This window comes from Paenibacillus yanchengensis, from assembly GCF_042684845.1.
Taxonomy (GTDB): Bacteria; Bacillota; Bacilli; order Paenibacillales; family Paenibacillaceae; genus Pristimantibacillus; species Pristimantibacillus yanchengensis.
Window position 1 is genome coordinate 1 of record NZ_JBHUMH010000013.1, and the last position, 11,776, is coordinate 11,776.

Here is an 11,776-nt window from a genome sequence, read left to right on the forward strand (position 1 = left end):
CCAAATGATCCTAAGACCATTATCTAGGAATATCTCGGAACGTCCAAGTCGATTGACATAAAAGCAGGTTAATAAGTAAGGAATTAATGGGCGGAAAGTAACGCCTAAACATAATATACGAGGAGGATCTGTATGAAAATTATGAAGTTTGAATCGTGGGTAGTGAAGCGAGATGAGCAGTTTTTTGATCAAAGTCGAACGGGTAATAGCCAAATGCCTTGGGATATTGTTGTTATCAAAATTACAACAGACACTGGTACAGAAGGAGTAGGTACGGCGCTCGCTGCTAGATCAGGGACGATTACGGAAGCGTATTTGCAAGAAACGATTGCTCCTGTTGTATTAGGAAGAGATCCGTATGAGCGAGAAGTGATTTGGCATGAACTATGGAATTTGGATCGTCACCTTACTTTTTTTCCGATTTATGTATGTGGTCCAGTCGATGTATCATTATGGGATATAGCAGCGAAAGAAGCGAATTTGCCACTTTACAAATATATGGGAGCTTACCGCAATCAATTACCTGTGTATGCAAGCGGGTTATTTCATAGCGGAGTAGATGACTATGTCAAAGAAGCGTTACACTACAAGTCGTTAGGTATTCAAGCGTACAAAGCACATCCACCTGGACCATATCGGCTAGATATGCAAATACATGAAGCATTGCGAGCAGCCGTTGGTGACAAATTTGTACTAATGAGTGATCCGGTAGCGGAATATAGTTTGGATGAAGCGATTAAAGTAGGTAGACATTTGGAAAAGTTGCAGTTCCTTTGGTTCGAAGAGCCGTTTCGAGATTTTGAATTGTACAAGTATGAGGAATTGTGTCGAACGCTTGATATTCCGATAGCAGCAACAGAAACGACAAGAGGATGTCATTGGGGAGTAGCACAAGCGATTCATCAAAAAGCAGCGGATATCGTTAGAGCAGATGTGTCGTGGAAAAATGGGATTACGGGGACGTTGAAAATTGCTCATTTGGCAGAAGCGTTTGGTTTGCGCTGTGAAATTCATACGACGACGATGAACTATATGGATATTGTTAATTTACATGTTTCTTGTGCCATTCGTAATTGTGAGTACTTTGAATATTTTGTGCCGGAGCATAACTTTCAATTTCCAATGATTGAGCAATTACCGATTGACGAATTTGGCATGATTACCGTACCGGAGCAGCCAGGGATTGGTGTGGAACTAGACTGGGAGCGGATCAAAGAGCAGTGTACTTCTTATCAAATAAAAAGTTTGTAATAAGTAGACACATAAGAACAGATTAATTGGCAAATACTAGTTGCATAATAAGATATAGTTTGGAGGTTCTTATAGTGCAGCAAAATAAAAAGGTATCTAAATTACTGTTCGTTTGTATGAGTATGGCGCTGAGTGTAACGTTACTGTTCGAGAGTGGAGTAGTTAATGGTGCAAGCAATATAACGAACGAATTAGAATTAAGCGACCAGTCAAAGCGAGCACCGGTAGATGGTGAAATACAGCTTCCCGCTGGTGTTACTGTTATTAAAGTATTGGAAGATGTTACGCTACAGCATCAGTTGCGCAAACGAGAAGAATTACTTTCAGATGGCGGAAAACGTGTGATGATTACGAGAAATAACGGTACTGTTATTGTGTATTATATTGAGTATGAAGGGCTGATTACTGCTGTCAACGGCAGACAGGTAACGGTGCAAGTAAAATACGGACCTCCACAAACGATAACGATACCAGATCAAATCATCATAGAAGATGACGATCAGTTAGGGCTCAAACCAGGCGTGCAGATCGAATGGGAAATTGATCGGTTTGGTCAACTTATTAGTGTGGAGTTGGACGACTAAGTATTACTATTTCAAATAGAAAATAATTAGTATAGTATGAACATCATAAAAAAATCGAAAATATTCTAAATCGAGAGAAAGCTCTCGATTTTTTCTTTGCAATCGTAACTTCAAATCGTGTATATGGCAGAACTTGGTAAAGAAACGATGCCAATGCCTCGTGTATCTCATGCTTAATCGTTGAAAACTGGCAAGGATAATCGTACGTTCAGAAAAATGTCAAACTTTTGTTACATGCTTGCTCATATTTGTATAGCCAAACCGGATTTGTTTCTATATAATAGCTAAAGAAGTTACTTACAAAATAATAGCAACAAACAAAAAACAATGAATCGGGAGATATTATAATGAACGTTTTAGTAGTAAAAGCAAACAACCGTCCGGCAGATCAGGCTATCTCAAGCAAAATGTATGAAACATTTATGGAAAACTTTACAGGAGTAGAGCCAGTTGTTTATGACTTGTTCGCTGAAGACACACCATACTTTGGTCAACAATACATGGAAGTATTCGGTAAGCTAGCAACAGGTGGAGTGTTAAACGAAGAAGAGCAACGTCTAATGGCTGCTAAGCAAAAAGCAATGGATGTTATATCAGCAGCAGATTTGATCGTCTTCGCATTTCCACTATGGAATTTATCGATTCCAGCAAAATTACAAACTTTTATTGACTACATTTATCAATCAGGATTTACATTTAAATATAATGAACAAGGGCAACAAGTTAGTCTTATGAACGATAAAAAAGTTATTTTGCTTAATGCACGTGGTGGTATTTATTCTACGCCAGAAGGCGCTGGTTTAGAAATGGCAGTAAACTATATGCGTAACGTAGTAACAGGTGTATTCGGTATGCAAATTGTGGATGAAGTTATTATCGAAGGTCACAATGCAATGCCAGCACAAGCAGCTGATCTGATTGCTGCAGGACTGGAAAAAGTAAAAGAAGTAGCAATTCGACATTCCAAAGCGCTTGTGACACAGTAAGAAAAAAAGTGCAGTAGCAGCAAATAAGTACAAACAGCTAAAATAGAAGCGATATTACGATCGATCATACGATTGTAATTTCGCTTTTTTTAATAATTATAAAAATTCGTACTAAAAACTAGGAATTGGTTGTGGTTTCGTCTATAATATCATTTAAATCGCTTTCAAAATAATGTTAAAACAGCACAGGAGAATCATGGAGAAATAAAAAAGTGGGGGACTAAGGACATTTGTGGTATCTAGGCATATGATGTGTTATCACGTAATGGAAGGATTGACCTCTATGTATTATGTACCGTCTTATTACAACTATTACTATGCGCCGAATATGGCATCTCGCAGTGGCTGTGGCGGCTGTCGTTCGCAAGGAAACAGTTATTATGTTAACTACCCAAATTACTTTAGCTACCCATTTACATTGCCATCTTTAACCTCTGCTTACTCTTATTATTCAACACCTATGGCAACTGATTATTATAATGAAATACAATTTGACACGCCTCATTTGGCTGAAGAGAGAACGGATGAGTTGGAAGAAGCGCGCGTTATACTACAGGACTATGGACCTCAACCGTTAGTGATTGATATAGAAGATGCTACAGAAGATAACAGAAATTATAGAACGACACTGTGGACGGGGAAACATTTTCAAGTAACATTAATGAGTATTCCGGTTGGTGGTGACATTGGGCTGGAACTTCATCCAACGAATGATCAGTTTATTCGAATCGAAGAAGGAAAAGCATTAGTACAAATGGGACCACAGCAGCATCAACTGAACTATGAGCGGCAGGCAGATGATGGAGATGCCATTATTGTACCAGCGGGCACATGGCATAATGTTATCAATATCGGGCACAAACCACTCAAAGTATATGTCATCTACGCTCCACCTCACCATCCACACGGCACAGTACACCGCACCAAAGCAGAAGCAATGGCGGCTGAAGCGTAATGCTATTATAAGATAAGTAAATTAAGGCAATAAGTCAAAATTAGTAAAACACATACAAGGTTGGATGAAACTGTAGTAGGCTGTTACAAGCTGCTACAGTTTTTTTGAGTTGAGTGTCGCTTGCGTGCAAGGTATAATTTGAGCAGAGACGTTGGCTGACGATAGGTCGTCGACAAGAATGGAGCGGGTAGTGTGAAAGATAAACAAACTGCAAAGGCACATATTGCAAAAACGAGAAGTACGGAAAAGCATGAAGGGAAACAAAAAACGAAAGCAGGCAAAGTTGCAGCTTCTATAGAAGGAACAAGGCGTTCACATACAAAAACAAATACGAATACCTATCCACAAAAGCAGTCAAATAGTAAAGCTGGTGGACAAGTAGATGCGGAAACTATTCGCAGTGGCGACCGAGTTGTTATTACGATCAAACGGATTGGTATCAACGGCGAAGGTGTAGGCTATTACAAACGAAAAGCTATTTTTATTAATGGGACATTGCCCGGTGAAGTAGTTAAAGCTGTTATTACCCAAGTAGCGGCGACTTATTTGCAAGCAGAGCTTTTGGAAATAGAGAAACCGTCGAAAGAGCGTCAAACCCCGCCATGCCCGGTCTACGAAAAATGTGGTGGCTGTCAGTTGCAGCATATGACTTATAAAGCGCAATTGCAAGCGAAAGAAGAGATGGTAAAAGAAGCGTTTCGTCGCTATACCGGTATGGAACAGCTACCTATTCTACCGATTATCGGGATGGATGATCCGTGGCATTATCGCAACAAAGCGCAATTACAGCTGGGACAGCAAGGAAATCAAGTGATAGCAGGGCTTTATGAAGCGGAATCACGTACATTAGTCGATATTGGCGACTGTCCCATTCAACATCCGATAGTTAACGAGGTTATTAATAAAGTTAAAGAAATATTAATGCAGTTAAATATACCGGTCTATCATACGAGGACGCGCAAAGGAATCGTAAAAACCGTTGTTGCACGAGTCGGATATGATAGTGGACAAGTCCAGTTAACGTTAGTGACAGTGGAAGAGAAATTACCTGCTGTGAAGCAATTAATAGAAGCGATTCGTGAGCAATTACCGATGGTTGTGACGATAGCACAAAATATAAATACAGGATCTACTCCGCTAATATTTGGTCCAAAAACGAAAATATTGTGGGGCGAAGAGCGCTTGTCAGAACGATTAGGCGAACTACATTTTTCATTGTCTCCAAGAGCGTTTTTTCAACTAAATCCGAAGCAAACGGTCAAATTATACGATGCGGCTCTACAAGCTGCTCAATTGACAGGTAAAGAGCTAGTTATTGACGGTTATTGTGGCACTGGAACGATAGGACTGTGGATGGCTCCTTATGCGAAAGAAGTGCGTGGCATAGAAATTATCGAAGAAGCGGTACATGACGCTAGAGAAAATGCCAAAACGAGCGGTATAACGAATGCATCTTTTCATACTGGACGGGCAGAAAAACTATTGCCTGAATGGGTAGCGTCTGGAGTGAAACCAGATGTAGTCGTAGTCGATCCACCACGTACTGGCTGCGATATGCCACTACTACAAGCTATCGCAAAAGCGAAGCCGAAGCGAGTCGTTTATGTCTCCTGCAATCCATCAACACTTGCGAAAGACTGCAAATATTTGCTGGACAATGGATATAGCTTGAAATCTGTGCAACCAGTGGATATGTTTGCGCAGACGGGGCACGTGGAGGTTGTAGTAGGGCTTGAAAGAAAAAAGACAGCCGGTTAGAGTGTAGTTTAGTTAGTGGTGTAAAGATTGGAATGGTTATAGTTAATATTAATCCTTTCACTTTCGAACACTTCGATTGTGTGGACTAATCTATGTAGGAATTGTTTCATTATTTGCTTGTCGCTGGAGTCAAGTGTAATGAAACGTGCTACTTTTTTTTATACGTACAGTTGTTGGTCGAAACTCTGTTTCGATTTCAACGCAAATATTGTCTCTACTCAAACACTGTAAAACCATATTCCTTGGTGATATTTTTCGCTAAGGCTATTTGGTTTGGTAAGCAGTTTTTCTGTTCTTCTCTCTTTGTGCTAACTCGTGGGTATATTGCGCATTTGATTGGTTAGTTGCTTCTTCCGAATAAAAAGGAAGGGGATGTTCGTAACTATCGGGAATCAAGCTGCCAATTTAAAGGCATTGGTGACGGCGGAAACAAAGATAGATCAAAGGGGACTTTATCCAATAGAAATGAGTTATAATAAGCAAAAATATGAATGGGATAATAAGGAGGTGAGATATAGATTATAGTAAATATTTTGGCAGGATGAGAAGGTTAGATTGTGTGCAATACATGCAGAAGATTGGGAACGACATTATATAAATCGATTGATTCTCTTGTTAGATAAGAAGTAGAATTACCGCATACTATTACAGTGAAAATTTGGTTGGGCATAATGGGGGGATTAATTTAAACAGCATTGACGAGAGGAGAATAAACCAAGAGTTTTACCAGCCCCACATAGATTCGCAGTGTGTGCATCGGATGATATGCTGATTAAGTCATATTATCAAGGGGTATTTAACGAAGTATTTATATATTTTTATCCCTTCATAAGACCCAAATCAATAGACTATGAACTGTTTGAGCCAGAAACGTACCCAGGTAAAAATGAAATGATTGAAAAGTGTGAATTAGTTACTTGGAAAGATTTTTTATGCATATCCGGTATAGAGAGCTATCATAAACTAGATGTAGGGTTACGCACGCGGATTTTAGGATTGAAGAAACAATATGCCGATGAACTTACAGCCCGATTAATCCAAGATGTTTGCGAAAAAAATAATCGTACCGACTGAAGGTTTTTCCCAGAGTTACTAATCAATAAAAATTCTAATGTGCATGAAACAGCAAGGTGATGATTGGATTTGGTGTGGCGATGAATTTTGTTCAGAACGCAAGCTGGAATACATTGAGGATATAATCAAGCTTTGCGTAATCAACACCTTAATTTATTTACCTACGACAACAGACTCCTACTGTCCACTCATTGGGATAGTCACTTTTCCTTGTTATGTTCAAATAAAGAAACAGTGGAACAAATCGTTCAGTCCTGTGACCTTGAAGGATTTTACTGCAATGATGAAACCGAGATTTTTTTGGAGTTTGCAAAAAAATAAACCGGAGATATGATACGGACTGATATTAATCAGATGAAGTGAGAAACTTATTGAAGAGTTGCTTTGAAGAATATGGGTTCAGTTTCAATGGAGAGAATAACAAGAAGTTCAGAAAGAACTAGTTAACTATGCTTTTAATTTTATTGAAATAACAGTAAGTTATGTTCACAAGTAAGATAATTAGGAGGATGACGATTTGGCTATTGTACGATTAGCAACATTAGATGATATAGATGAACTTATTCAGATGCGTTGGGACTTTTCTACAGAGGATTATGGGGATAGTACGGTTAGTTATGAGGAACTCCATCAAGTTTGTGGCGATTTTTTGAATAAAGCAATTGAAAGTGGAAATTGTTATGTTTGGGTGGCAGAAGTGCAAAGAAGTATCGTTTCACATATGTATTTACAGTTGATACATAAAGTACCTAGACCAGGTAAAATACGAGACCCTTATTACGGATATGTTACCAATGTCTATACTCGTCCAGCATTTAGAAGTCAAGGTATAGGAACCGAGATTTATGTCGCCATGGAAAAATGGTCAAAAGAAAATGAAGTTGAATTTCTTATCCTGTGGCCGAGTAGAACCAGTGTCCAGTTTTATGAGAAAAATGGATTTGCTCAATAGCTGGTTGGCCACGCACGAAAGGAAAGGTGGAAACGCAAATGAAAATCCTAGATGAAATCCACGCCTACCAAGGGAAGTTCAGCTTACCTGAGCTACAACATGACATCCAAAGGTTGTGCGATCGTGTCAATCAATCGTTCCATCAAGGAACGGGGAAAATCCCTATACTCGCGCTAGAAAAAGAAAAGAACTCCTTACACCCATTACCAACGGAGCGTGTAAGAAGTTCCTATCGCATAGCTCATAAACCTGTAAAGATCCATGCATCCAACATGATCTCCTACCAATCCTTGATACTCAGTACCAGCTGGGTATCAAGGAAAAACAGTAGGCACACAAGTCTATGATCATCATCTGTATGTGTATTATAACACGAAACTTCTCGTACGACATCCAATTAGTCATGCCATGTTAAACTATATGGAAGAGCATTATCGGGAAAATATCAGTTTGTCTATGCCTAGGAAGATTTAGGAAATTTAGTTATTTCACTCTAAACGAGGTAGCGGGTAAAAAACAAGATCTAATTACATTAACTGATTTAAGAACCATCGTGTTACATTCATTAGGTTATTTGTGCTTAATCGAGTATTTTATGAAAGTAGTACTGCTTTTGTTTTGAATGTAGTAAAATCTTATGTTATGGTAGAGTTAATAGTGGATTAAATTGCGCAAACCGCATTTTAAAAAAATGCTGAAGCACCACAATGTTCCAAAGTTTATCTCAGAAATTAACACAGCCTCCCTTCACCAGAAGATACAATCTTTGAGATAGATAAAGGTCTATAGACTCGGTTAGATTGGGAGAGAAAATATTTACTGAGAAGAATAATGAAGTTATAGCAGAGATCAATTTTGGCGACTAATCTATTAATGATGGATGAATTGTTATAAAAGGATCATATTATCTGTCAAATGTATTGAAAAGGAATGAAATATATTGAACGGTGCAATTTTATCATTAGATAAATATGGGCAATGGTTTGAAAATATAAAAAAAAATAAAGAAAATTTAATGTATGTTAATTATTGGACAAAAAATTGGATACCCGACAAAGTTAGACTTAGAGAGGGAGATCTAATTTACTTTAGAATGCACGGATTTGATGTAGCAGAGGGTAAATACTATACATCAAAAAAGTGTGCTATAGAAAAAGCATTTATTGAATTTGGATTATCAAATGGGTTGAAAAACAGTTCAGCTAGTTTAAACGAGTTTATATATCTAATCAATCAATCAGTTAATGAAGTTAATATTGACACGAAAATTGGATGTATACTAGTGAGAGATATTATTATCTATAATGATCCTAAAAAGACGCTTCTACCTAATAAAACAGGAGCTAGAATTGTTTATTTATAAGATTAAAATTAGTTAGTAGTAATTTTATTTAATATGTATATAGTGAGAGGAGAGGTGAATTGAATATCTTAATTGCTCATTTAATTAGAGAAATTAGGAGTCAAATATCTACGAAACAGTTTGAGAAATCACAATGTCTTAAATGGAATAAAAGTAATAATTTAATTAACAGATACCATAGGTAATAATATACAAGAATGGTTAGTTCAATGGTTTACTGCTAATAATATATATTTTAGATTTCCAGATAACGTCCAAAATTTACTTGATATCATTTATCTACAAGTATTACTGCAGTTTGCTGGAAATTAAATAATATTTTGCTTCTCGAAGGCAGGCCTGCTTTTGATGTAACTAACTTTAATTCTTATTGGAAACGAAGAAAAAAATTATTGCAGCACTCGTTCAACCGACGGATATATTTCAGAAGATTATATACTGGGATATGTTTCCTAAATTCGAACATTTATCCGGCTATTAAGGCAGGTAAAAGGAATGATTCGATTTTCGGTAAGCATCAAGAGTCAAACAGATAGTAATGTTTATAAATTGCTACAAGATGATTTGTTTCAATTGGCTATTGAAAAGTTGACCGCCTTTCCTGTCGATAAGCTAGGTTTTAAAGTCAATCAGTCAGTTGTACATGAAACAGATGTTTTAGGAGCAGTTACGGAAAGAGAAATTATATAAGCCAGCTGAGGATAGCATTCTGTTCAACTCAGCAAATATCGGATATTAATAACCAAATAATTGATTACTATCGGAATTGCCGTTTGACGATGCCCTAGACTGTACAACTAATTCAATCTATTAAAAGTTAAAGTTTTATGATAGGGTATTATTGTTTTCAACTTTAAGAGTATAGAATCTTATATTTGCTGGGGGGGGAGGGATACAAGTGATTAAATTAGGATCATTATTAGATATTGAAGTAAATGATCATGTTGATAAAATCGATCCTTTGATTGCTTTTCAAAAAAACAATTTTAAAGAGTGGAAAGAGCCTCAAAACAAAAATAGTTTCGAACGGGAGTTCATTATTTCACTAATCTATTATAAGAATAATAAATGGCTCTTTGCTGGTGTTTATAAAAGCAATGAGTGTCAGAAAAATGGGGAAAAGTATTTATATGAAACTGAGTTAACGAATATTCAAAACGATATGTTAGGAAGGATTATTATTGATCTTACGAAGGGATTTAGGCATTCTTATTCTTTTGGGGAGAATTATATAGACCATCTTTATGTTTCTGAGATTTTCGAAAAACCCTTGATGATTGAAGACTTCCCAGAATACAATAATGTGAATGCTGAATTCGAAAAGTTAAAGTTGATAGTAGAAGCAGAAATAGATACATGGAAGAGTGCCTTGTCAATCACTAAAGGTGTGTATTTAATAGTAGACCAAATTAGTGGTAAGCAGTATGTAGGAAGTGCTACAGGGGATAATGCATTTGGAGTCGTTGATCAGAATATATTTATAATGGGCATGGAGGAAATATAGCTCTTAAAAGAACATTTAAAGAATATGGCTTAGAATATGTGAAAGATTTTAAATTCTCAATTTTATAGACAGCAGGAATGAGTTCCTTATATGAAACAATTCTCTAAAGAGAAGCATTTTGGAAAGATATTTTATTGCCAAGAGAATTTGGATACAACAAGAACTAGACTTAGAAAAATGCTTAGCCTATACCTATTCGGTAAAGGTTTTTTTGTGTGTTCGCAATCCAATATGCAATTAACAAAAACACTAATCTTACAATGTCTAAATGAACACAATTAAGCTGCATAAACCAAACAATCCCATTCAAACTAATACAATTTCTAACTGATTTATAGATACATTGTTATCAAAAACATACAATTAAGTTTGCAAATATAAAAAGGAAAAGTTATCGTTGCTTCCGAATTTGTAAGTATCCAGCAGACCATAAGGAGAGATAACCGATGACCTACCCTCATTTCAATGGAAATTTAGAACAGTGCTATTGCAATTTATGTCTGAGCAGAATCCGATGTTGTCGATGCTTCAGTGGCTTTGTGAGCAAGCCGAAGTACAAGATCAAAAATCAGAGCGTACCGACCAGCCATGAAGCCTATTGTTCAGGCTATCCTGTAATATTGGTAGATGCTTTGTACGAAAAGACTCTTGATGGACATCACGTCGTTAACATGGCGGTAGAGGTAGTGATTGGTATGGATCTAGAAGGAAAACGTAAGATTTTAGCAATTGAGCCCATGCTTGAAGAATCGGAAGCGACCTACAAAACGTTGTTTGAGGGATTAAAATCTAGAGGCCTTCAAGACGTTTGGCTTGTCATAAACGATGCTCACAAATGGCTTGTTAAAGCGAATCGTGAATCCCTTCTTGGCTGCTCCTGGCAACTTTGTAAGGTTCATATGATGCGAAATGTACTGGCACATATTCCAAGTCGTGACAAAGAGGGATTTGCTGCTAGACTCAAACAGATCTGGCTGCAACCTGACTACCAATCGGCTCTATCTTATGCCGAACACTTCATGGATATCGAAGAAAAACAGCATCCTGCTGCGATTCAAACGCTAGAAGAATGGCTTGAGGATACCCTTCAATTCTTCCACTTGAAGAGATGGATAAGATATCCTCTATGAACCTACTTGAACGCTTAAACAAAGAGATACGAAGATGTACTCGTGTAGTAGGTGTATTCCCTAATCAGGACTCTTACATCCGTCTATTCACCAGCTATCTCATCGAGTATAACGAGGAATGGTATAGTGGACGTTGATGTTTCAAAATAATTTGCTCAATTTATAGTAGCCATCAGGGAAGCCACGATGGAGTGGTTCTAAGAACAGACCACGCAATTT

The 11,776-nt window shown here is 37.3% G+C and carries 10 protein-coding genes and 2 pseudogenes; all 12 read left to right on the forward strand.

Annotated elements, in window-relative coordinates; genetic code table 11:
* Positions 1-132: 132 nt before the first annotated feature.
* Positions 133-1,251: an enolase C-terminal domain-like protein gene (locus ACFSTH_RS05345; protein WP_377770260.1), complete on the forward strand. Its 1,119-nt coding sequence runs from the start codon at positions 133-135 to the stop codon at positions 1,249-1,251.
* Positions 1,252-1,325: 74 nt separating this feature from the next.
* Entirely contained in the window at positions 1,326-1,835 is a 510-nt protein-coding gene (locus tag ACFSTH_RS05350; protein WP_377770259.1) for a hypothetical protein, read from the forward strand.
* A 347-nt stretch (positions 1,836-2,182) separates the two neighbouring features.
* Positions 2,183-2,821: an FMN-dependent NADH-azoreductase gene (locus ACFSTH_RS05355; protein ID WP_377770258.1), complete on the forward strand. Its 639-nt coding sequence runs from the start codon at positions 2,183-2,185 to the stop codon at positions 2,819-2,821.
* 283 nt (positions 2,822-3,104) lie between these two features.
* Positions 3,105-3,776 carry a cupin domain-containing protein gene (locus ACFSTH_RS05360; RefSeq protein ID WP_377770257.1) on the forward strand — a complete coding sequence of 224 codons (672 nt, stop codon included), beginning with the start codon at positions 3,105-3,107 and terminating at the stop codon, positions 3,774-3,776.
* A 192-nt stretch (positions 3,777-3,968) separates the two neighbouring features.
* Positions 3,969-5,534 (forward strand): 23S rRNA (uracil(1939)-C(5))-methyltransferase RlmD, encoded by a 1,566-nt coding sequence (gene rlmD / locus ACFSTH_RS05365; RefSeq protein ID WP_377770256.1) that lies wholly within the window; start codon positions 3,969-3,971, stop codon positions 5,532-5,534.
* 765 nt (positions 5,535-6,299) lie between these two features.
* Entirely contained in the window at positions 6,300-6,608 is a 309-nt protein-coding gene (locus tag ACFSTH_RS05370; protein WP_377770255.1) for a DUF2711 family protein, read from the forward strand.
* Between the two features lie 517 nt (positions 6,609-7,125).
* Entirely contained in the window at positions 7,126-7,560 is a 435-nt protein-coding gene (locus ACFSTH_RS05375; RefSeq protein WP_377770254.1) for a GNAT family N-acetyltransferase, read from the forward strand.
* Positions 7,557-8,034: pseudogene (locus ACFSTH_RS05380) on the forward strand (Mu transposase domain-containing protein); the annotation flags it as partial. The gene ACFSTH_RS05375 and the pseudogene ACFSTH_RS05380, both read left to right, overlap by 4 nt.
* Positions 8,035-8,500: 466 nt before the next feature.
* On the forward strand, positions 8,501-8,923 hold the full coding sequence (locus tag ACFSTH_RS05385; protein WP_377770253.1) for a hypothetical protein: 423 nt from the start codon (positions 8,501-8,503) through the stop codon (positions 8,921-8,923).
* Positions 8,924-9,418: 495 nt separating this feature from the next.
* Positions 9,419-9,613, forward strand: coding sequence for a hypothetical protein (locus ACFSTH_RS05390; RefSeq protein ID WP_377770252.1), 195 nt, complete (start codon positions 9,419-9,421; stop codon positions 9,611-9,613).
* 208 nt (positions 9,614-9,821) lie between these two features.
* A complete protein-coding gene (locus ACFSTH_RS05395) occupies positions 9,822-10,427 on the forward strand; it encodes a hypothetical protein (protein WP_377770251.1) in 606 nt (201 codons plus the stop codon).
* A 608-nt stretch (positions 10,428-11,035) separates the two neighbouring features.
* A pseudogene (locus ACFSTH_RS05400) lies at positions 11,036-11,694 on the forward strand (IS256 family transposase); the annotation flags it as partial.
* Positions 11,695-11,776: the final 82 nt, after the last annotated feature.